Source organism: Actibacterium sp. 188UL27-1, assembly GCF_016901225.1.
In the GTDB taxonomy this organism is placed as follows: domain Bacteria; phylum Pseudomonadota; class Alphaproteobacteria; order Rhodobacterales; family Rhodobacteraceae; genus 188UL27-1.
In genome coordinates this window covers 18,649-41,250 of sequence record NZ_JAFEUL010000028.1, presented here as the reverse complement: position 1 = coordinate 41,250, position 22,602 = coordinate 18,649, and the positions used below count along the sequence as shown (strand labels likewise).

At 59.5% G+C, this 22,602-nt stretch carries 20 protein-coding genes; 10 read left to right on the top strand and 10 right to left on the bottom strand.

The features are described from left to right. From IU397_RS21795 to IU397_RS21775, 5 genes are all read right to left on the bottom strand, one after another. Positions 1-519: IS66 family transposase zinc-finger binding domain-containing protein (locus tag IU397_RS21795; RefSeq protein WP_204417629.1), on the bottom strand; the 519-nt coding region annotated here is incomplete at its 3' end. A 109-nt stretch (positions 520-628) separates the two neighbouring features. Next, positions 629-910, bottom strand: a complete 282-nt coding sequence (gene tnpB, locus IU397_RS21790) for an IS66 family insertion sequence element accessory protein TnpB (RefSeq protein WP_204417627.1) — start codon at positions 908-910, stop codon at positions 629-631. Next, positions 907-1,323: a transposase gene (locus tag IU397_RS21785; protein ID WP_204417626.1), complete on the bottom strand. Its 417-nt coding sequence runs from the start codon at positions 1,321-1,323 to the stop codon at positions 907-909. Before IU397_RS21785 ends, tnpB begins: the two co-directional genes overlap by 4 nt. Positions 1,324-1,920: 597 nt before the next feature. Beyond that, positions 1,921-3,747, bottom strand: coding sequence for an OmpA family protein (locus IU397_RS21780; protein ID WP_204417625.1), 1,827 nt, complete (start codon positions 3,745-3,747; stop codon positions 1,921-1,923). Between the two features lie 293 nt (positions 3,748-4,040). Further along, positions 4,041-4,250 carry a hypothetical protein gene (locus IU397_RS21775; RefSeq protein ID WP_204417624.1) on the bottom strand — a complete coding sequence of 70 codons (210 nt, stop codon included), beginning with the start codon at positions 4,248-4,250 and terminating at the stop codon, positions 4,041-4,043. Between the two features lie 420 nt (positions 4,251-4,670). Here IU397_RS21775 and IU397_RS21770 point away from each other — a divergent pair, with 420 nt between their 5' ends. Continuing rightward, on the top strand, positions 4,671-5,459 hold the full coding sequence (locus IU397_RS21770) for an isoprenylcysteine carboxylmethyltransferase family protein (RefSeq protein ID WP_239479986.1): 789 nt from the start codon (positions 4,671-4,673) through the stop codon (positions 5,457-5,459). A 216-nt stretch (positions 5,460-5,675) separates the two neighbouring features. Here IU397_RS21770 and IU397_RS21765 read toward each other — a convergent pair whose 3' ends face one another. The 4 genes from IU397_RS21765 to IU397_RS21750 are packed head-to-tail and all read right to left on the bottom strand — an operon-like array spanning position 5,676 to position 10,039. Beyond that, a complete protein-coding gene (locus IU397_RS21765) occupies positions 5,676-6,416 on the bottom strand; it encodes an amino acid ABC transporter ATP-binding protein (protein WP_304519821.1) in 741 nt (246 codons plus the stop codon). Continuing rightward, entirely contained in the window at positions 6,413-7,753 is a 1,341-nt protein-coding gene (locus IU397_RS24050; RefSeq protein ID WP_204417622.1) for an amino acid ABC transporter permease, read from the bottom strand. The genes IU397_RS21765 and IU397_RS24050 overlap by 4 nt, the downstream gene beginning before the upstream one ends. Before the next feature lie 3 nt (positions 7,754-7,756). Next, entirely contained in the window at positions 7,757-8,959 is a 1,203-nt protein-coding gene (locus IU397_RS21755; protein WP_204417621.1) for an amino acid ABC transporter permease, read from the bottom strand. A gap of 60 nt (positions 8,960-9,019) precedes the next feature. Then, positions 9,020-10,039 carry an amino acid ABC transporter substrate-binding protein gene (locus tag IU397_RS21750; protein WP_204417619.1) on the bottom strand — a complete coding sequence of 340 codons (1,020 nt, stop codon included), beginning with the start codon at positions 10,037-10,039 and terminating at the stop codon, positions 9,020-9,022. 283 nt (positions 10,040-10,322) lie between these two features. On the opposite strand from IU397_RS21750, the gene IU397_RS21745 reads away from it, so the two are divergent. After that, positions 10,323-11,546 carry a cysteine desulfurase-like protein gene (locus IU397_RS21745; protein WP_204417618.1) on the top strand — a complete coding sequence of 408 codons (1,224 nt, stop codon included), beginning with the start codon at positions 10,323-10,325 and terminating at the stop codon, positions 11,544-11,546. Positions 11,547-11,601: 55 nt separating this feature from the next. Here the strand turns inward: IU397_RS21745 and IU397_RS21740 are convergent, their stop codons facing one another. Then, positions 11,602-11,991, bottom strand: a complete 390-nt coding sequence (locus IU397_RS21740) for a VOC family protein (RefSeq protein WP_204417617.1) — start codon at positions 11,989-11,991, stop codon at positions 11,602-11,604. 453 nt (positions 11,992-12,444) lie between these two features. Here IU397_RS21740 and IU397_RS21735 point away from each other — a divergent pair, with 453 nt between their 5' ends. The 8 genes from IU397_RS21735 (at position 12,445) to IU397_RS21700 (ending at position 22,602) form a co-directional block, all read left to right on the top strand. Continuing rightward, positions 12,445-14,082 carry an amidohydrolase gene (locus IU397_RS21735; protein WP_204417616.1) on the top strand — a complete coding sequence of 546 codons (1,638 nt, stop codon included), beginning with the start codon at positions 12,445-12,447 and terminating at the stop codon, positions 14,080-14,082. After that, positions 14,079-15,017 carry an ABC transporter permease gene (locus tag IU397_RS21730; protein ID WP_204417615.1) on the top strand — a complete coding sequence of 313 codons (939 nt, stop codon included), beginning with the start codon at positions 14,079-14,081 and terminating at the stop codon, positions 15,015-15,017. Before IU397_RS21735 ends, IU397_RS21730 begins: the two co-directional genes overlap by 4 nt. Beyond that, positions 15,014-15,898, top strand: coding sequence for an ABC transporter permease (locus IU397_RS21725; RefSeq protein ID WP_204417614.1), 885 nt, complete (start codon positions 15,014-15,016; stop codon positions 15,896-15,898). The genes IU397_RS21730 and IU397_RS21725 overlap by 4 nt, the downstream gene beginning before the upstream one ends. 24 nt (positions 15,899-15,922) lie before the next feature. After that, positions 15,923-17,491, top strand: coding sequence for an ABC transporter substrate-binding protein (locus tag IU397_RS21720; RefSeq protein WP_204417612.1), 1,569 nt, complete (start codon positions 15,923-15,925; stop codon positions 17,489-17,491). A 71-nt stretch (positions 17,492-17,562) separates the two neighbouring features. Continuing rightward, positions 17,563-18,996: an amidohydrolase family protein gene (locus IU397_RS21715; RefSeq protein WP_204417611.1), complete on the top strand. Its 1,434-nt coding sequence runs from the start codon at positions 17,563-17,565 to the stop codon at positions 18,994-18,996. Beyond that, positions 18,993-19,982 (top strand): ABC transporter ATP-binding protein, encoded by a 990-nt coding sequence (locus tag IU397_RS21710; RefSeq protein WP_204417610.1) that lies wholly within the window; start codon positions 18,993-18,995, stop codon positions 19,980-19,982. Before IU397_RS21715 ends, IU397_RS21710 begins: the two co-directional genes overlap by 4 nt. Continuing rightward, positions 19,979-21,040: an ABC transporter ATP-binding protein gene (locus tag IU397_RS21705; RefSeq protein ID WP_204417609.1), complete on the top strand. Its 1,062-nt coding sequence runs from the start codon at positions 19,979-19,981 to the stop codon at positions 21,038-21,040. Before IU397_RS21710 ends, IU397_RS21705 begins: the two co-directional genes overlap by 4 nt. Continuing rightward, positions 21,037-22,602 (top strand): acetolactate synthase large subunit, encoded by a 1,566-nt coding sequence (locus IU397_RS21700; RefSeq protein ID WP_239479985.1) that lies wholly within the window; start codon positions 21,037-21,039, stop codon positions 22,600-22,602. The genes IU397_RS21705 and IU397_RS21700 overlap by 4 nt, the downstream gene beginning before the upstream one ends.

The following is a 22,602-nucleotide window of genomic DNA, read 5'->3' as shown; positions in this document are numbered from 1 at the left end:
GATCCCATCGGTGCAGGCCCGACAGGCATATTTCGGACGGACCGTGACAATCACACGGAGCTGGGCGGGGACAATGTCGAGCCGCTCCGTGCGGTCCTCACCGATCCGGTGCATTCGGCCAGAGCCGCATGGGCAGTCCAGTGTGTCTGGCTCGATGACCTCCTCGATCCGTGGCAGATGCTCTGGAAGGTGACCTAGGTTCTTCTGGATCGGCGCGGCGCGGCGCCGAGGCTTCTCCGGTTGCTGGGCGTCCTTAGCCTCTTCCGCCTCGGCGATCGCCACGGTCAGATCCTCAAAGGCAAGCTGACGGTCATCTTCCGGCAGCTTCTCGGATTTCTTGCCGTAGAGCGCCTGGTGCAATTCCTTGATCAGCGCCTCCAGGCGGGCGGTGACCGCCTCGAGTTCCGCCACCCGTTCGCTTTTCGCCAGAAGCAGCTCGAAGGCGGCCCGATGCTCCGGTGGCAGGAGGCTCAGATCCAGTGATTTCGGATCGACGGTCATACCCGCAATATATCGCAAAAAAAGCGTCTTGGGTGGCCCAGAATAGCCCGCTGATGCACTCCGCCGCAGTTGGGCGACGCACCCGCCGGGCATGAACACGGCGCCAATCCAAACCCTCGAACAGGGCTTAAAATTGCGCCGGGCTCAGGCGCATCACCCCGTCCTGGATAGCCGGCCAGGCGAACTTGCCCTCTTCGAGCCGCTTGTAAGTCAGCACCAGGCCAGACCCGTCCCACATCAGCACCTTCACTCGGTCGCCTCGCTTCGAACGGAACACCACCACGACCCCGGAGTGCGGATCGAGGCCAAGCTGCTTCTCCACCACCGCGGCCAACCCGTCATGGCTCTTGCGAAAGTCCACGGGCTTGGTGGCGATCACCACTTTCACTCCCTGCGCCTGGACGATCATACCCCGCGCAGAGCCCGCGCGATCTCACCGATGCGCATAGCACCGGTTGCACCGGGCACACGCACGGACATGCCATGCACGACAATCTCGATGTGATCCAGACAATCGGGTTCGGTTACCGCAGCCGGCTTGGTGATTTCCAATGCCGCAAAGTCTTCGTCTGGCAACGCGGGCATCGGCAACTTGCCGTCCCGTGCAAAGCGCCGCCATGTCGATAGCTGCTGAGGCGGGATCCCGTTCCGCCGTGCCACGTCGCCGACTTTCACGCCAGACCGGAAACTCTCCAGCACGATCCTGGCTTTCTCCTCATCCGGCCAATTCCGTCGTCCGGTCGAACCTTCGAGCACCTCAAGCCGTTCAACACGCGCGGCTTCATCTAGCAAAAGCAAATCGTTTTCCAACAAACGTGACATTTCACGATCCCTCTTCACTTGGATCGATAAAACTTCACAAGCTCAGAAAACGATACGTGCCCCTTAAACAACGCTTACAAAGAACCTAGATGATGCTGACAAATGCTATGTCGGCATGCGCGCCATGATCAACGTTACATCGCGGAGCATGGCATCAATGCACCAATAGAAATCCCTTTCAAAAAGATATGGCAACCGGAAGCCGAAGTGATATCTGAACCGTCATTTTAGGATCACCTTGTCGCTTTCAACGCTGTTGTTGAGATCCCTGTAGTTGATCTGATTGGTATCGCCAGAATGCGGATCGTATAGGTGGCCGATATGACGGGCCAAAATCCGATGGCCTCGCACAGAATGAAATCGGCCAACGCAATCGCACGCGTAGGGTGACCTCATTTTGAAAAACTTTCCTGTCTTCGCATATCTCCACCGCTTCCGTTGGTTCTGTACCCTGTGTACGAGCTCTCCTCTTTGTATGCCTTTCCACATAGTAAGCCATTGTTAATATTTAACATAGTCCTGTCGAAGGTATGCTTATGATCCCGCTTAAAACACTGCGATGGAAAAGGGGCGGCCGCATAGGCCACCCCCTGAGCCTCATCTAAGGCTGGCTGTCGACAAAAGATCGGTAATGCGGCGAACCGAGGCGCGACGATTAAGACGCTCGGCTTGGGAGGTGACGACCTTTAGATTGGCCTCACCATATCCCTGAACAATCATGTTTTCGGGCGGGACATCGAAATATTCGGTCAGGGCAAGGGCCACGGATTCCGCCCGGCGATCTGACAGGGCAAGATTGTAGCTGGCATCCCCAACGGCATCGGTATGCCCCTCAATCAGGAACACCTCGCCCGGATTGTCTGCGATCTGCTGACGAATGGTGACCCCCAGATCGCGCAATTCCTCTGCCTCGGTCGCGCGAATGGCGGCCGAGCCAGTCTCGAACGTCACGGTGGTCAACTCAATCTCAGGTGCCAATTCCCGGACAGCACGGATCTGGCGGATCTGTTGCAGTGTGAAACGACGCTCCAGACCGATATCCTGTGCTTGCAGGGCAGCGCGCAGGTCATCAAGCTCTGCCTCATCGCTGCGCACCTTTGGAACGGCTTGGGGCAGTTCTGAAATCTCTACAGGCGCAGCGTCCCGGGTGTCGTCAAACAGGACAATCTCGCGACCATCCGGCAAGATCCGGGTGCGGCGCAGAACCTGGCCGTTGAAGTCTCGTATGGTCACAATGCGTGTGTTGTCCGGGCGCAGCACAGTCGTAAGGGTAGATCCGTCGTCAAAGGTCCTGGTTTGCACCTCGGAGCCCGGGCGACGCAAAAGCACGTCATCATCTTTTAGAACCTGCAGGCCACCATCATCGCGTTGCACGACCACCCGGTCCCCGGAATTGGTCATGACCCTATCACCATTTTTCAAAATCGAGCCGACGATGGCGGCCCCTGCGACCCCGATGGCGAGCTTCTGAGCAGTGCTCAACCCCTCATCATCGTCGTCTTCCCGGATGCTGGCATTCGCATCCGTGTCGAAGTCCTGGGTGCTCGACCGAATATCGGCTTCGGTCACGGTCTCTGTTTCGACCGTACCGGTCTCATCCGCATCGGTTGACGTTGATGCAGCAACGTCGGGAGCTTCATTGGCGCGTTCGGTGCTGGTTTCCGTATCAACCTGTGAAACCCGCTCTGCATCGGGCTCGGACGGCTCTACTGTCTCAATCTCGGCCGTCTCTGGTGTCCGATCTTCCGTCGCTGTATCTTTCGGCGCGGCGTTGGCATCAGGTGCTTGCTCCTGCGCGGTTGTCGATGTTTCGGTATCTTCGGTTGTTGTGTCACCTGTCTCTTGGGTTGCTGCTGCACCATCACCCTCAGAGGTCTCGTTCTCCTCCAAAGGTGCTGTAGTCGGATCCGGCGTGTCCTGGGGTTGTTCTGCGACTGCCTCGGCCTGCCCCTCCTGATCCGCTTCCGGCTCGGTCGTTACCTCGGCCTCAGTTGTCGGCGCTTCTTCGGTGGTTTGATCGGTCTTGGGCATGGCCTCCGCGTCGACGTCTTCGTCGCTTTTTTCCTCAAGGGGAACTTCGGCAGTCGCAGCCGGGGCCTCATTGGTCAAAATCTCTGGTTCTTCGGCCGAAACGGCCCCCTCGGTCGGCTCGGTTTCAGCGTCCGGCACGGCAGGGGTGATCTGTAAGGCGCCATCGACAAATGTGACACCATCCGGCAATGCACCGCTGTCGTCCAAGTCAATCCGACCGTCAGTGACAGCCGCGATCACTTGTTCCGCGCACGATGTCGGATCCTCCGCTGCTGCGCAGACGTCGGAAAGTCCGGGTAAATCGCCCGATTGTTGGGCCACCAGACCTGTCGGCATGATCAACGACAGGGATGCGATCAAAGCAGTGCTGGTCTTAAGCGTATGTTTGGTCATGGATCTAGGTCCTCCTACAGGCGTTGTAAAAGAACGCACGGAGTGCGCAGAAAGTTCATATAGCTGCACCGCATAACTGCCCGATTATCGCCAATCGGCCGATCCAGTGTTACGGTCCACCGCCGATGAGCAGCGCTGGCGAATATCAAATCACGACGAGCTGACGCGAAAGTTCCTGAACGATCCCCGGATAGACCGGCCACTGTATTTGGCGCGCTGCGCCATTCCAGCTTGGATCAGCCGGCCATTTCGCTCTGCCTACTATCGTTCGGCGCAGCGGTGCCCGACAGTTTTCAATTGTCATCATAGTCTTCGGCTAGATCGGAGTTCCCGTGCGCCAAGCGGGCGAGTTCTTGCGTCAATCGCTTCTTGTACCGTCTTTGACGTCTGCGGCCCTTGGCAGCAGTCGCTCGCCAATCCGCCCGTTTGTCGAACACAAGTGCGTCGATATCCTGCGCAACTTCGACTTTTTCGGCGTCTGCCGGGGAAGAGCGTTTTGGCATGCTGTATCTCCGCCTCAATCCTATGGTTTGTACCGTGCCCAGTTTTGCGTTGCGTTGTGAGATCTGCCAATTTGGCTTGAATTATCATGATGTTTTCATGCGGTCTGACGGCCGGAGAAGCCGCGCAGACCGCGCGTGACCCAACACACCAGTCTCAATCGACGGTCATAGCTTTCGCGCCAACTGCTGCTCGACATGCGTTCATTGTTCGGCATCAGCTTGTTGGCCCGTTAGGAAGCCATCCACTGAATCCACGGTTGCAGGCATGATCTTCGACATAATGGAACACCTTTCGCATCTGTGAAACAAGTTAGCGCCCTTGGTTGCGTTGAAAATGCGTGGATGTCGCATTCACCCGACCTAGACGTGGGATCTGTCACCGCTATCTGCCTCCGAATGAAATCGTCAAACGTCTCACCAATGTTGAAACTGATAGACCTGGTGATGGGTCTCCGGCGGAGCCCTCCTGGCGCGGCCCGCATAACCACTGCGGTGCTCTATGGCATCGTGTGTCATGTGGCCTTTTTTCTGGCCGTTACGGCAATGATTTGCGCCATGTTCTGGGGAATGTCGGAAAGCCTTGGCCGGGTTGCTGCGCCGTGGTCGGTTTTAGCAAACCTTGCGTTGGTTATTCAATTTCCACTGACCCATTCCTTACTTTTATCGCGGCGCGGCGGTCAGATCTTGGCGAAGATGGCACCACGGGCCTTTGGGCCCACCTTGGCCACAACGACCTACGCGATTATCGCATCGCTTCAGCTGTTTGCCCTATTCGTCTTTTGGACGCCCAGCGGGATCATTTGGTGGCAGGCGGAAGGATCTGTTTTCATTGTTTTGTGTGGGCTTTATGGGCTGTCCTGGGTGCTCCTCGCCTGGTCAAGCTACGACGCGGGAGCCGAAGTTCAATCCGGTGCCTTGGGCTGGATGTCGCTGGCGCAGAACATCAAACCTGTTTTCCCCGACATGCCAACCACGGGATTGTTTCGCATCATTCGCCAACCGATCTATGTGTCCTTTGCATTAACGACCTGGACGGTGCCGGCTTGGACACCTGATCAATTTTGCCTGGCAATTGCGTTGACCGCCTACTGTCTGATGGCCCCAAGGTTGAAGGAACGCCGGTTTGCCAAGCGGTACGGATCGCGATTTGAGGCATATAGGCATGACGTACCCTATGCCTTCCCCCGCATACGATCACCAAACGGTTAGTTTAAGGTAACTTCGCAAATTCATGAACACAGGTGTCAATCTACGCAAACCGCTGTCGAAACCATGCTGTTTTAACGTCAGGCTTCAGGCGACAGGATGAAGACCTGGAGTTATGACGATGTGCGCGCCACGCCGATGCAACATCATGCTCCGTGCCCCGCTCGCCAAAACACAAAGCGCGTTTAAAGCCAGGTCTTCGGCAGCCGCGAGGTCTCGTCAAAGGATGTGAGACAGGAAATCAGCGCTGCGGTCATAAGCCGGTTTGGTGAAAAACGCCTCTGGCGTATTGGTTTCGACGATTTCCCCTTGATCCATGAAGATGACCTGGTCAGCGACCTGGCGGGCAAACCCCATCTCATGGGTGACACAAATCATGGTCATGCCCGCCTCGGCAAGTTCGACCATGACATCAAGAACCTCCTTGATCATCTCTGGATCCAGCGCCGATGTCGGTTCATCAAACAGCATGATCTTTGGCTTCACACATAGGGCGCGGGCGATGGCCACACGTTGTTGCTGACCCCCGGACAGCTGAAGGGGATATTTCTGCGCCTGCTCTGCGATGCCGACACGGGTCAGGTGGATCATGGCAATCTCTTCGGCCTCGACCTTGGGCATTTGCTGCCCCAGCAAAGGGGTTAGGGTGCAGTTCTCAAGCACCGTCAAATGGGGAAATAGGTTAAAGCTTTGGAACACCATGCCAACGCGGGATCGGATGTCACGCTGGTTACGCCCCTTGGCTTCAACTTCGATCCCGTCCACGACGATACTACCTTCCTGGTGGAGCTCAAGCTGGTTTATGCAGCGGATCAAGGTCGATTTGCCGGACCCTGACGGGCCACAGATGACGAATTTTTCACCATCCCGCACGGTCAGGTTGATATCTTTCAGAACATGGAACGGGCCGAACCATTTGTTCAAATTGATGATCTCGATCATCCGGTCTGGCTTTGTCATCCCGTATCCCTTCCCGTCGCCAGCTTTTTCTCTAGTCCTATCGAATAGGACGACATGGCAAAGCAGAACACGAAATAGATGAGCGACACGACGAAGAACGGCTCAATGAACAGGCCTAGCCAATTGGTGTCTTCGCCGATGGCACGGGCCATGTTCATCAGGTCAAAAAGCCCGATGATCGAGACGAGCGTTGTGTCCTTGAAAAGGCCGATGAAGTTGCCGACGATGGCCGGGATCATGATCTTGAGCGCCTGGGGCAGCACCACCTGCGACGTCGTCTGCCAATAGGTCAGGCCCAGGGAATGGGCGGCTTCATATTGACCATTGGGGATGGCCTGCAATCCGCCCCGAATAATCTCCGCCATGTAGGCGGAGGCAAAAAGGCACACTGCCACGATAGCGCGCAACAGCTGGTTCACCTCCGTTCCGGCTGGCATGAACAGCGGCAACATCGTGTTGAACATGAAAAGGATGGTGATCAGAGGCACAGAGCGGAAAAGCTCAATGAATATCGTGCTGAGCGATGCGATCACCGGCATGTTTGACCGCCGCCCCAGAGCTAGCATGATGCCTGCGGGCAAAGAGAATGTGATCCCGATGCCCGAGATCACGAGGGTCAGGAACAACCCGCCCCAGAACCGCGTGCGCACTTCGGTGAAAGAGACCGACCAGACGGCCAGGCACGCCAGCAAAAAAATCGCCAAGACGGCCAGCAGGCGAATGCGAGTTTGCATCTTTTCCTCGGCATTCGCGCGCCCCAACGCATCGATCAACCACGCGCCAGCGGTTTTGGCCTGCAAGGTCTCGGTCAATGCGGTGGCCCAGACGATGACAAAACCGGTCAAACCCAAGGCGATCAAACCGGTCCAGACCACGCCCTTATCACCGCCCAGAAAGAAGTAGCTCGCCAGAAACGGATACAGCATGACCGCACTGAGCCCGATGCCGATTTTCGAGGTCACGCGCGGTATCCAAAGGGGCACCATCCACAGGATCAGGGCCAGAAAGCCCACATTGATCCGCCAGACCTGATCCTTGGGATAAAGCCCATAGATCAGGTTTTCGAACCAGATGGCGACCCCGGGCCAGCAGGCACCGGCACGGCCGACCGCGTCCAAACATTCGCGGCGGGTATCGGCGGACCAGACCGCATTGAACAAGGCCCAGTTCAGCACTGCACTCAGTACCGTAAACGCGATATAGGCGCCCAGCAGCGTCATCAGCGCGTTGGGAATGTCGCTGAACAAGTTCTTGCGGATCCAGGCCGCGACGCCCGCACTATCCGCGGGGGGCGGCCGGTCGGGGCGCGGCACGAATGTTTGCAGGTCACTGGTCACCCGTTATCGCTCCTTCAATTGGACGCGTTTGTTGTAGATGTTCATCACCGCCGAGACGGACAGGCTGACAGCGCAATAAAAGCCCATGGTCATCGCGACGATGGGGATGGCCCGGCCCGACTGGTTGAGGGAAGTGTTCATCCACACACTCACCAGATCGGGGAAACCGATGGCGATGGCGAGCGACGAGTTCTTGGTGACGTTCAGGTATTGGCTGATCAAAGGCGGGATGATGACCCGCATGGCCTGGGGCATCACCACCCGGCGCAGGGTCCAGTTTGCAGGCAGGTTGAGGGCACCTGCAGCCTCTAGCTGCCCCTTTGAGACGGATTGTATACCCGAGCGAATGATCTCTGCGATAAAGCACGACGTATAGGCCGACAACGCCACGATCAGCGCGCAAAAGCTGGGGGGCACTGTGATGCCACCCACGTAGTTCAGTCCCTTCAACTCCGGCATGTCCCAGCTCAGCGGGCTGCCCAGTACCAGAAAAGCCAGCAATGGCACCAGAATGACGATGCCAAGCCCGGTCAGAATGGCGGGAAAGCTCTGTCCGGTCCGCTCCAATCGCCGCGCGGCCCAGATGTAAAGAGCGATGGCCCCAATGACGGAGACTGCCAGGATCCCTAGCCACAGGGTGAACCCCGCCTCCACCACCGGGCCAGGCAGGTAAAAGCCACGGTTATTCAGGACAAAACCGCCCGTAATCTCCATACTCTGCCTAGGCCGTGGCAGCAGGTTGAAGACACCAAAATACCACGCGATGATCTGCAAAAGCAGCGGCGTGTTGCGAATGATCTCAACATAGGATCGGGCCACGGCGGCGATGATCCAGTTCGTGGAAAGCCGCGCCAGGCCAACCAGCACGCCAAAGACCGTCGACAAAGCAATTGCCACCACCGCCACCAACAGCGTGTTCATTATGCCCACCGCAAAGACCCGCAGGTAAGTGTCGCCTTCCTTGTAGGGGATCAACGTGAACCCAATGCCAAAGCCGGCAGAAACATCCAAAAAACCAAAGCCCGCCGATAGATTGCGGGCCTGGAGGTTAATCATGGTGTTGCGCGTCAGCCAGAACAGCAACGCCACAACCGTGAACAAGGTCAGCGCCTGGATGATCGCCGACCGAATGCGCGCATCATAAATGGCCCGGCTCAGCTTGCCGCGCTGCTTTGTCTTGTCAGACAGCTCTGGGATGCTTGTCATTGGGGGACCTTCCGGCTGGGGCGCAATGGCGCCGCCCCGCAGGGCAGCGCCGATACCGGATCAGCGGAAGGGCGGAGCGTAGATGATGCCGCCTTCGGTCCAAAGTGCGTTCAGCGTTCCCTCACGCGGGATGCCGATGGGCGTGTTTGCCCCGATATGCTTTTCGTAAAGCTCGCCGTAATTGCCGACCATCTTGATGACATCGATCATGAAGGTTGGCTTGACGCCCAGACCCTCGCCAATATTGCCTTCGCTGCCCAGCAGGCGGGCAATGTTGGGGTCGGTTGACGTGGCCATCTCATCGACATTCTCGGACGACACACCCAGTTCTTCGGCGTTGATCATACCGAAGATGACCCAGCGCACTAGGTTGGCCCAGGCATCATCGCCTTGGCGTACGACCGGCCCCAGCGGCTCTTTCGAGACGGTTTCGGGCAGCAAGATATGCTCATCCGGTGACGGAAAGGCGGATCGCCGCGCCGCCAGACCGGACTTGTCGTTGGTATAGGCATCGCAACCGCCGCCCAGATAGGTCTCAACCAGAACGTTGACGTTTTCGTTCGTGACGGGCGTGAAACTCATCTCGTTGGCGCGGAAGTAATCGGCCAGGTTCAGCTCCGTCGTCGTGCCGGTCAGCACGCAGATCACACCGCCATCCAGTTCCAATGCCGAAGTGATGCCTGAATCCGCAGGGACCAGAAACCCCTGCCCGTCGTAGAAATTCACCGTGGTAAAATCGAGGCCAAGTTGCGTATCGCGCACCGCAGTCCAAGTCGTCGTCCGGGACAGCATGTCGCTTTCGGCATTGGCCAGCGCCGTGAACCGCACCGCAGAGGTCACCGATTGGTATTCCACCTTGTCAGGATCACCGAAAATGGCGGCGGACACGCCACGGCACAGATCGACATCCATGCCGGACCATGTGCCGTCCTCAGCCAATGCGTAGAACCCTGGTGTGGGAAGACCCACCTGGCAGTTGAGAATGCCGCGTTCTTCGACGGTGGCCAGCGTTTCCTGCGCGAATACAGGTGTTGCGTTCAGGGCCGCCAATGCGGCACCCGTCAGTAAAATACGTTTCATGTCCAGTTCCCCGTTGGTCGCGACAGACCGTGGTCGGCCGCATGCACACCGAAACACTGGCGCGGTGGCACTATTCCAAAAGGTCAAAATTGCGAGCGAGGACATCAAAGACGCAAAATAGGAAGGAAAAGAGGGCAAATTAGATGCGCCTGCCCGCAAATTCATCGAATGATGATCGAAAACTGAGGATCCGTCAGCGTGATATCCGCTGCGTCTATGGCCACCTGCCAAGGCGGATTACCGTTATCTGGTCAAACAGACAGCGCAGGAGAGCCGTAAGCCCGTGTCCGAACTGAATACCGATTTTCTCAAGCAATCCTTTCCCGCGTTGAGCGGGTCTCAGGTATATTTCGACAATGCGGGCGGCTCGCAGGTGGCGCGCCATGTCGGCGACCGGCTGGTCGAATACCTTTACACCGCGAACGTTCAACTGGGGGCGAGTTATCCGGCCTCTGCACAGGCGGGCCAGATGGTTGATGCGGGCCGGGCCGCGCTGGCCATGCTGATGAACGCAGCCCGCCCCGAAGAGGTGGTGATGGGCGCCACATCGACCCAGCTTTTGGGACAGTTGGCCCAAGCGTTGTCCCAGGATTGGCAACCGGGTGATGAGGTCGTGGTGACCAATTTTGATCACGAGGCCAATATCGGGCCTTGGGTAAAACTGGCCGATAAGGGGATTGTCATCCGGGAATGGAAGATGCCGCACAGCGCGCATGAGCCCGATCTGGCGGATCTGCGGTCGCTGCTGTCGGATCGCACCAAACTGGTTGCGGTCACCCATGCCTCCAACATTTACGGTACGATCAACCCGATCCCGAAAATTGCGCAAGCGGTCCGCAAGGCAGGTGCCCTGATCTGCGTTGACGGCGTGGCCTACGCACCCCACCGGGCCGTGGATGTACAGGCACTTGGCGTCGATTTCTACGTTTTCTCAGCCTACAAAGTGTATGGCCCGCACTTTGCCGCCCTGTACGGCCGCTACGAGGCATTACTTGCCGCCGGCAATATTAACCATCGCTTCTTTACGCGCGCAAAGGTTCCGCAAAAGATGGAGCCGGGCAATGCCAATTACGAGCTGGCCTATGCCTGCACCGGCATTATCGATTACCTGGTGGCCTTTGCCCAGGAGCATGGCATCAACATGCAGGGGCGTGCCGCCATCGAGGGTGCCTTTGATGTGATCACCGCCCATGAAGAGCGGTTGTCAGATCGGTTGCTCGATTATCTGCGCAAACGCACCGATGCGACGATCATCGGCGCCCCTGAAGCGGACCACATGCAACGCGTGCCCACGATCTCGTTCACGCTGGCGGACCGCAACTCTCGTGATGTGGTTGAGGCCGTGGATCCAACCGGCCTCGGCATCCGCTACGGTGATTTCTATTCACGCAGCTTGGTTGAGGGTTTGAACCTACCGAACGCGGATGGAGTCATCCGGGTCTCCGCTGTGCATTACAATAGTGTTCAGGATATCGACCGCCTGATCTCTGCATTGGAGGCAGCGTGACCCGCTGCGGCCAAAATCGGCGCAACTGAACGGCAGTAAATCGGTGCTTGCTGGGTCAAGCACCTTCCCGCGTGGCCGACTGGATCTCGATCTGATAGCCTTCGGGATCGTTGAACACGAAGGCCCGGATGCCAAGCTGATCGCTTTCGAAAAGCTCTGACAGGGCATCCAAAGACATCTCCCGCGCATACGCATACCACGCGTCCACATCCGTCACACGAATACACAACTGCACTGGTTTGACCGCCGCCCATTTGTTCATACCCTTGGTTTCATCGACTAGGCCGACATGAGCGCCGGGGCAAATGCGGTAGATCTTGCACCAGCCCTGATCGATGGCGAGCGGCAAACCAAGGACCCTCTCGTAGAACTGCATCGCCGTGGCCAAGTCGCGATAGTACAGGAACGTGATAGCAAGTTCATTGGGAGTTTCGGGGCGGGGCATGATGGGATCTCCTGCACTTAAACAATGTGATGCCGCCCGATGACGGCGGCGTTGCCAGAGCCATAGCAAAAGAGCGATCGATGCGGAATGCGGTTAAGATTTGCGCCACAGGCCGGCTTGGCCGCAATCTGCCTGGAAACTCTGGCCCCGGCGCGCGACGTTTTTCCCGCCGCGCATTTTCCGAGCAATCGGGCACAGCGCCAATGCTGCCAGGTTAGAAAATAAGATTATTGGAATACTGATAATCTTAGAAAATTCCGCAAATGGTAAAATAATCTTTTTTCTACAGATACATACCAAAATTTCGGGACGTCCTATGCAGGCAACGTCCTCATTGACACAATCAGTCTCGGCGCTGCGTCAATAAGGCAATGAGAACTGTAACCGAGTGTCGAGGACGCTTTCGATGACGCGCAGGACTGCCGGTTTACCTATGTCGGGATTGGTCGGGATATGACGGTGGGCGCGGTCCACGCCGATCTTGTCTTGCACAATGGGACGGTCTGGTGCGGGCTTGGCCTGGAACCGGCTGACGCGATCGCGCTTTGGGACGGGCGTGTTCTGGCGACAGGGTCAGACGCTGAGATTGCCCCTTTGATCGGTCCGGCCACACATATGCTTGACCTGCATGGGCGTTTGGCGACACCGGGCCTGAACGACGCGCATATGCATCTGATCCCCTATGGCACGGCGATGGCTGAGGTTGATTTGCGACCCAAGGTGGCCCCGACATTGACGGCGTTGCTAGACGCTATTGCCACGCGGGCCACTGCTGTGCCCAAGGGCAATTGGGTCATCGGGCGCGGCTACGACCATTTCAAGCTAGATACCGGGCGCCACCCCTTTCGGGAAGAATTGGATCAGGCGGCCCCCGACCACCCGGTTTACATCGTGCGCACCGATGGGCATCTGGCGGTGGCAAACTCTATGGCGCTGGACCTGGCCGGGATCACCGATGACACACCATCGCCCCCTGGCGGACTAATCGAACGCCAGAATGGGCGGCTGACGGGGCTTTTGGCCGAAACCGGGCGCGAGCCTGTCATGAAGGTCCTGCCACCGGCCACGGTCGAGGATTTGGTGGGCAGCATCGAACGCGCGGGAGCCGATTTGTTGTCGTATGGCATCACGTCCTGCATGGAAGCCGCGGTGGGAATTCGCGACGGCTGGACCGAGATGCTCGCCTATCAGACAGCCCACCGGACGGGGCGCCTGCCATTGCGGGTCTATACGACACTGATGGGGGACAAGACCCGCTCGATCCTGCCGCAATGCCTGCAAGCGGGGATGATTTCGGGCGGTGGCGACGACATGTTCCGGATCGGTCCGGTAAAGATTTTCACCGATGGCTCCGCTGGCGGACGCACCGCGGCAATGACGCGCCCCTATATCGGCGGTGGGGCGGATGATCTGGGTTTGCTTTGCCTTGGCAATGATGAACTGGCCGCCATGGTGCTGAAAGGTCACCGCCAGGGCTTTCGCTTTGCGGTCCATGCCATCGGCGATGCGGCGATTGAGCAAGTTCTGAATGCGTTGGAGGCCGCTTTGGCCGACACGCCAGACCCAAACCGACGCCACCGGATCGAGCATTGTGGATGGTTGCGACCCGATCAGATGGCGCGCATGGTTGCGTCGCATATTCTGCCCGCGCCGCAACCTGCATTTCTGTACTACTTCGGCGACCTTTATCTGACGTTGTTGGAGGCCGAACGGGTCGCGGCCAGCCACCCGATGCGGACCTGGATCGAGGCCGGTCTACAGCCCAGCGCCAGCACCGATTGCCCGGTGGTGGAGATTAATCCCTTTGCCAACCTTTACACGATGGTGACGCGCAAAACGGAACAGGGCACCGAAATCGGCACCGATCAGGCGCTGACCATCAAAGAGGCGTTGCATGCCTATACCTATGCCTCGGCCTATGCGGCGCATGAGGAGACGATCAAAGGCCGCCTGATCCCGGGCCAGTTGGGCGATGTCGCGGTTTTCGATACGGATCTTTTGGCCTGTACGCCCGAGGAGATACGGGACGCACGCTGTGACGTGACAATTCTGGGAGGACGCGTCGTTTATGACCGCGAGGCCGCGACATGATCGACCAGATCCTGAAACGGCTGCTGATCTCAATCCCCGTGCTTTTTGGCGTTCTGCTGCTTGGATTTGGATTGCTGATCCTGGTCCCCGGCGATCCGGCGATTGTCATGGCGGGACCAACAGCAACGCCGGAGGTTGTGGCCGCGATCCGGGAAGAGATGGGCCTTGATGACCCGGTTTTGGTGCAATTTGGTAAATATCTGGGGCGGGTGCTGCAAGGTGATCTGGGGCGGTCGCTGATCTCTAACAAGACGGTGGTGTCAGAGTTGGCGGCGGCGATCGGGCCGACGGCCGAGTTGATGTTTGCCTGCCTCATCTGGTCAGTCCCCTTGGGCATCGGGCTGGGCACGCTGGCGGCGGTGTGGCGCGGATCCATCCTGGACCGCGCGATCATGGCGATTTCCGTAGCCGGTGTTTCGCTGCCGATCTTTTTCATCTGCCTGATGATGATCCAGTTTTTGGGCGTGCAATGGCGGCTTTTGCCGTTCATCGGGCGGGGCGGGCCGCTTTGGACCATCGATGGCCTGCGCCATATCGCGTTGCCCGCCCTGTCGCTGGGTGCAATTTTCATCGGGCCCGTGGCGCGGATCACACGGTCATCGGTGCTGGAGGTGCTCAAACTCGATCATGTGCGCACGGCGCGCGCCAAGGGCCTGTCAGAACGCCGGGTCATCCTGGGTCACGGGTTGCGTAACGCGCTTATCCCGGTGGTCACGCTGATCGGATTGCAGGTAGGTTACCTGCTGGGCGGTGCCGTGGTCACCGAAAGCATTTTCTCTTTCCCAGGCATCGGCAGGTTGGCCGTCGGGGCGATCTTATCCTCCGATTTTCCACTGGCACAGGGCACGATCCTGATTTTGGCCGTGGGGTTCATCCTGATCAATATGATCGTGGATATCCTTTATGTGTTGCTGGATCCGCGGGTGCAGGCATGACCGTCGCCGATGCCCAGATATTGGATGCGCCACAGCCGATTGCGATCTGGTGGCGACGGCTGCTGCAGGACCCCGCAGCACTGATTGCTTTGATGATACTCGGTGGCGTTGCGCTATGCGCCGCGGCCGCACCGCTTATTGCGCCGCATGATCCTTTTGCAAGTTCTCGCGCTGTGATGCAGCCCCCGGTCTGGGCAGCGAAGGGGGATTGGGTTCATCCGTTGGGGACCGACGGGCAAGGGCGGGACATGCTCTCGCGCCTTTTTTACGGAACGCGGCTGACCCTGATCATTGGGCTGGTCTCTGTCGGGATTGGTGGTGCCTTTGGTTCCCTGATGGGATTGCTGGCGGCGTTTCGACCTGGGCTCGACCCATGGATCATGCGCTGTGCGGATGTCATGCTGTCTTTCCCGGCCATTTTACTGGGCCTCGCCTTTGTGGCGGTGATGGGGCCCGGGGCGTTGCCGGTCGTCGTCGCGCTGGCCGTGGCCACGGTGCCCGATTGTGCCCGCATCGCGCGGTCGGTCGCCGTTTCCGTCATGCAGCAAGACTATGTGGAGGCAGGGCGCGCCGTGGGCCTGTCGGATCTGGCGCTGTTCAGCCGTTACCTGCTGCGCAACTGTATTTCGTCGATCATGATCTTCATCTCACTGCGCTTTGGCCAGATCATCCTGATCGGGGCGGCCTTGTCGTTTCTGGGGCTGGGCGCGCGGCCCCCTACGGCTGAGCTGGGCATGATGGCCGCACAGGGCCGCGATTTTCTGCTGTTCGCACCGCATATCGCGATCATCCCATCGGTGCTGATCTTTGTCATGGTGCTGGCGGCCAACGTGCTGGGGGACGCATTGCGCGATGTGCTGGATCCACGACTGCGATCTTAAAAGACAACGGGGAAAGGACTTGGAATGAGACGACTTCTGACGAGCACCGCCATTGTGCTGACAGCCGGCCTGGCACAGGCGGCTGAGATCACCATCCTGCGGGAGGTCGATAGCAACAATTATGACCCGCACAAAACCACCTCGCGCGCAGCTTCTGAGGTGCTGTTCATGATGGGGGACACGCTGGTCAGCTTGGCCCCCGATATGCAGACCATCGATACCGGCGTGGCCGAAAGCTGGACCATGTCCGAGGATGGGACGATCTATACCTTTAAGCTGCGCGAGGATGTGCAATTTTGCGACGGAAAAAAGATGACCGCCGAAGACGTGGTCTATTCAGTCAACCGCTGGATCGACCCAGAGACCAAGTCTCCCGTCGCCTGGCGTGCGGGGGAAGTGGAAAGCGTGACCGCGATTGATGACTACACGGTCGAATACAAGCTGACAGCGCCATTCTCTGAGCTGCTGTATCAGCTGACGCAAAGTTTTGGCACGATCATCGACAAGGACAATGTCGAAGCGTTGGGGGAGGATTTCGGGATAACCGGATTTAACGGGACCGGCCCGTTTTGCTGGGCAGAATGGACGCCGCGCGACAAGATGGTGATCACGAAGCATGAGGCCTATGCCTGGGGCGCGGGCTTCCATGTCAATACCGGCCCTGCCTCCATGGACAGCATCACCTGGCAGATCGTGCCTGAGGAAAACACCCGCACCGTGGGTGTGATCACCGGTCAGACCCAGGTGACGCAATACGTGCCCTACATTGCGCTGGAACAGCTCAAAGCCTCGCCCGGGGTTGAAGTCGTGCAATCGGATCTCGCGTTTTGGACCTATTACATGGGGTTCAAGATCGACAAGGAGACGGTGTCCGATCCTGCCGTGCGCCGGGCTGTCAACCTGGCTGTCGATCAGGAGGCGATGTCGGAGGATCTGTTCTTTGGCGCCGTCAAACCCGCCTATTCCTATGTCAGCCAAGAGGCGCTTGATTGGAATGTCGGCCTTGATGACAAATTGCTGACCTATGACCCGGCGAAGGCCAACCAGATCCTGGACGAGGCGGGATGGGTCATGGGCGATGATGGCGTGCGATCAAAAGATGGTGTGCGGCTGGCACCGGTGGCCTATGTCTTTGCCGGATCGACCTGGGCCAAGATCTCTGAGTCTGTGCAGGCCTACCTGCGGGAAATCGGGGTCGATATGCAGATCCAGGCCTTTGACGCGACGGTGGCCTGGGGCAAGCTGGCGACGCAGGAATTCGATATGTACGGCATGTCGTTTCCCTATGTGTCATCCGGGGATGCGCTGAATCTTTACTTCCGGTCGCAAAACGCCCCCAGCCCGAACCGGATGAACTGGATCGATGACAAGACGGATGCGCTGCTGTTGGCCGGAGCGACAGCGACCACGGATACGGACCGGGCACAGGCTTATGGTGAAGTTTTGGAACTGGTGCATGACGCGGCCGTCTGGCTGCCGCTTTACCACGAGCCGATGGTGATCGCGCAATCGACCGAGTTGGAAACCGTGGTGCCGCACAACATCTATGGCGCCGGTCTTTATAAGGGTCTGGACCTCAAGTTCAAAGAGTGACGCCATCGGTCGCTGACCCAAAGGGCCGCGTTGCGCGGCCCCTTGACACCTAACTTAACCAGAGGATCTCCATGCCCGTCACCGTGATCAGAAACGCTGCCTGGATTGTGGCCTATGACACCGAAAAGGGCACGCATTGCTATTTGCGCGACGGCGATGTGGCCTTTGAGGGTGATCTTATCGTGCAGGTCGGTGGCACATACGATGGTCAGGTCGATACCGAGATTGATGGGCGCAACCGGTTGGTTTCACCGGGTCTGGTGAACATCCATTCCCACCCCTCCAGCGAGGCGATGAACAAGGGGATGCTGGATGAGTTGGGTAGCCCGCGTTTGGGCATGTCATCGCTTTATGAATTCATGCCGCTCTTTCGCCCCGATGACGACGGTCGTCGCGCCTGCGTGGAGGTGACTTATTCCGAATTGCTGCTGTCTGGCGTCACCACGTTGGTCGATCTGTCGGTTGCGTGGGACGGTTGGGTTGAAACCTTCGCGGCCTCTGGGCTGCGCGGTGTCGTTTCGCCCATGTACCGATCCGCCCGCTGGTATACCGACAATGGCCATGTGGTGAATTACGAATGGGAACCGGACGAAGGCCGCGCCGCCATGGAGGAGGCTGTCCGTGTCATCGACGCCGCCATTGCGCATCCTTCTGGCCGGTTGTCCGGCATGGTCTCCCCCAGTCAGATCGACACTTGCACCGCCGGTTTGATCAGCGACAGCTTTGCCCTGGCGCAAGAGCGTGGCTTACCGTTCCAGATCCATGCCGCGCAATCCGTGGTCGAATTCAACGAGATCACGCGCCGCCACGGCGTGACCTCATTGGAATGGTTGCATAGTCTAGGTGTGCTGAAACCAGGGGCGATCGTCGGGCATGGCATCTTCCTGAATGACTACCCCCATGTCTTTTGGCCGGAGGCGGCGGATTTCGCGCTTTTGCAAGGGTCAGGCGCCGCTGTCGCCCATTGCCCGACGGTTTTCCAACGCCGCGGGATCGCGATGAACACGGTCGGGCGTTACATTCGGGGAGGTATCGATGTCGGGATCGGGACCGACACCTATCCGCACAACATGCTCGAAGAGCTGCGCAACGCGCTGTATCTGTCTCGCGTCATGTCGAAAAACCCCTATGACCTGCGTACATCCGACATCTTCGATGCCGCGACCTTGGGTGGGGCCAAGATCCTGGGGCGCGACGATATCGGGCGGCTTGCGGTCGGGGCCAAGGCTGATCTGTTCCTGGCCGATATTACCGACCCGGCGATGATGCCCCTGCGCGATCCGTTGCGGTCCCTGATCTATGTCGCGGCAGAGCGAGCAATCAGGGACGTCTTTGTCGATGGCCACGCGGTTGTGGTCGATGGCACGGTCACGGCGTTCGATCTGCCCGACGCCCTGGCACGCCTGCAACAGGCGCAACGGCGCGCGGAAGCGACCTTTCAGGGCCTGGATTTCGCGGATCGTCCGCACGATGTCGCCTCCCCTTATGTTTACGGCACATCATGACCACAGGCGCGCCTTTGCTTGAGATCCGCGATCTGGAGGTGACATTCCATGTCGGCGGCACAGTGCACCGCGCTGTCCAAGGCGTTTCGCTGTCATTGGAGCGGGGACGCACCCTGGGCGTTGTCGGCGAATCCGGATGCGGAAAGTCAGTCACTTCGCTGTCCATCATGCGGTTGGTCCCACAGCCACCCGGGACCTATGCGGGCGGTCAGATCCTGTTTGACGGGCAAGACCTGCTGACCCTGCCGGAGCGGGAGATGCGTCGCCTGCGGGGCGGGCGGATCGGCATGATCTTTCAGGAGCCCATGACCTCCCTCAACCCGGTCTATACCTGCGGGACGCAAATCATCGAGAGCCTGAAGGCGCATTCCGGGCGATCCGGCAACGCTGCGCAAGACCGGGCTGTGGAGTTGCTGGATCTGGTCGGGCTGCCGTCGCCAAAGACGCGCATCGACGACTTCCCGCACCAGCTTTCGGGGGGGCAGCGGCAGCGCGTCATGATCGCGCTTGCCCTGGCCAACAACCCGGATCTGCTGATCGCGGATGAGCCCACAACGGCGCTTGATGTGACGATACAGGCACAGATCCTGGATCTGATGGGCGACTTGCGGGCCAGGACTGGGGCTGCGGTCCTGCTGGTCACCCATGATCTGGGCGTCGTGGCGCAGACCTGTGACGACGTGGTCGTCATGTATGCCGGGCGTGTGGTGGAACAGGCGCCAACCGCGGCCCTCTTCGATGACCCGCAGCATCCCTACACGGTCGGGTTGATGGCCGCCGTGCCGCGCATTGACACGGCTGCCAGTCGGCTTGCGACGATCCCCGGGGCTGTTCCGCCACCTTGGGTCGACGTGGCGGGCTGCCGCTTTGCCTCCCGGTGTCCGTTGGCGGGGCCGCAATGCCGCGAAGTGGATCCGCCGCTTCAGACGCTTTCGCCGGGCCACACGGTGGCCTGCTGGAAAGCCCCGATCGAGGCGGCGGCATGACGGCGATGCTGGAGGTTCGCGGTCTGACGAAACACTTCCCCGTGAGGCGCGGTGTTCTGCGCCGTGTGGTGGGGCAGGTCCAGGCGGTCAACGATGTCAGCTTTGACGTGGCCGAAGGGGAAACCCTGGCCATCGTCGGTGAATCCGGTTGTGGCAAATCCACCATCGGTCGCGCTTTGCTACGGTTGACCCCGCCCACCGATGGCTCGGTGCGACTGGACGGGGCGCCTATCCTGACGCTGCCGCCAGACAAGATGCGCGCGATGCGCCGCCGCATGCAGATCATCTTTCAGGATCCCTATGCATCGCTGAACCCGCGCATGACGGTGGCGGAAACGATGTCGGAGCCTCTGCTGCTCCACGGCCTTGCCACGCCCAAAGACGTGACCGAACGGGTGGCGGCGCTGTTGAAAACCTGCGGACTGCAACCTTGGCATGCCGGGCGCTACCCGCATGAGTTTTCGGGTGGGCAGCGCCAGCGGGTCGGCATTGCGCGGGCGCTGGCGACGCGTCCCCGGCTCATCGTCTGTGACGAACCGGTCTCGGCCCTCGATGTGTCGGTCCAAGCGCAGATCGTCAATCTGCTGCGGGATCTGCAGGCAGAGTTCGGTATCGGCTATGTTTTCATCAGCCATGATCTGGCCGTGGTGCGGCACCTGGCGACACGGGTGGCCGTGGTCTACCTGGGCCGCATCGTCGAAGAAGCACCGGTCGCGGATCTCTTTGCCAACCCGCGCCATCCTTATACGCGTTCCCTTATTGCGGCGGCCCCGCGCCCCGATCCGAACCAGCGCAATGACCGTGCCCCGGTGCAAGGCGATCTGCCTTCGGCGCTGGCGCCACCGCCAGGCTGCGCCTTTCACCCGCGATGCGCCTTGGCCCAGGCGCGCTGTCAGCGTGAACGCCCGGTCCTGCGCATGGTCGGTAACGCCCAAGTCGCGTGCCATTTTGACGAGGACGCTTCGGTTCAGGGCAAAATCGCAGAGCCTGCGCCATCGGATGCCTTGCAACGACGGCTCGCAGTGCTTGAAGCAGCCAGACGACAGGAGCTTGCATGAAAGACGAACCCACTGATGCAGCACCCGTGATGAACGGAGCCGAATCCGTCGTGCGCAGTTTGCATGGTGCTGGCGTTGAGGTGTGCTTTGCCAACCCGGGCACGTCGGAGATGCAATTCGTCGATGCGCTGGATCGGACGGGCCTGTTGCGCTGTGTTCTGGGACTGTTTGAAGGGGTCGCAACCGGTGCAGCGGACGGTTATGCGCGCATGGCCCTGAAACCTGCGGTGACGCTGCTGCACCTGGCCCCCGGTTTGGCGAATGGCGGGGCCAACATGCACAATGCGCGCAAGGCACGCGCACCCATGGTTAACCTGGTGGGGGATCATGCGGTCCGCCACCGGGGCTATGATGCGCCGCTCACCGCAGATGTCGAAGGCGCGGCGGAGCCGTTTTCGGATTGGGTGCGCACGGCCTCAAGCCCCGCCACTTTCGCGGCGGATGCGATGGAGGCATTAGGCGCCGCCATGGCCAATCCCCGTCAGGTAGCCACGCTGATAGCGCCCGCTGACCTGGGCTGGGATGCTGGCGGGGTCGTGGCGCCTCCCCCGGACACGGCATCCTTTGCACCGCTGGATCCTGTAGCCGTTGAGAACGCGGCCCAGATGCTGGGCCCCGACACGGTTTTTCTGGTGGGCGGCCGCGTGCTGGAAACGCCCAAAGCGGTGGCGCTGTTGCAGGGGATCGCGGCACAGACCGGCGCGAAAGTCGTGGCACCAACATCGAACCGGCGCAGTGACCGAGGGGCCGGGCGGGCAGGTCTGGTAAGATGCCCATATCCCATCGATATGGCGCTGCAGACCTTTGCCCCTTTTCGCAAGGCCATCTTGATCGAAACGGTGCCGCCGGTTGCGTTCTTTGCCTATCCCGAACGGCCCAGCCTGCTGCTCCCCGAAACGTGTGAACAGATGGTCCTGACTGGCATCGACGGTGACGGACCTGCCGCGGTATCTGCCTTGGCGGCATACATGGATGCGGAGCCCCATGTGCCAGGCGTGGCACTACCGCCGTCACCACAGGCAGGCACGATCCGCCATGACACCATCGCGGCGGCCATCGCCAATGCCTTACCTGAGAACGCAATCGTCGTGGATGAAAGCCTCACAGGCGGGCGTGATATCTGGTCGGCAACAAAAGCCGCAGCCCCCCATAGCTGGATCTCACTTACCGGTGGGGCCATCGGTGACGGTATCCCACTGGCGCTGGGTGCGGCCGTGGCCTGCCCGGACCGGCCGGTTCTGACGCTGCAAGCGGACGGATCGGCGATGTATACGATCCAGGGCCTTTGGAGCCAGGCCCGCGAAGGCGTCAATATCACGACACTGATCTTTGCCAATCGCACATACGAAATCCTCAAGACGGAACTCTTCGCGGTGGGCGCAAATCCCGGACGTTCGGCGCTGGATATGCTGGACCTGGATCGTCCGAATATCGACTTTGTGGCGCTGGCCAAGGGGATGGGTGTGCCGGGTCGGCGGGCGGACTGCGTCGCGGATCTTCAGCGCATTCTGGTGACGGCGATGGACGAGCCAGGCCCATTTCTGATCGAGGCCATGATGTGA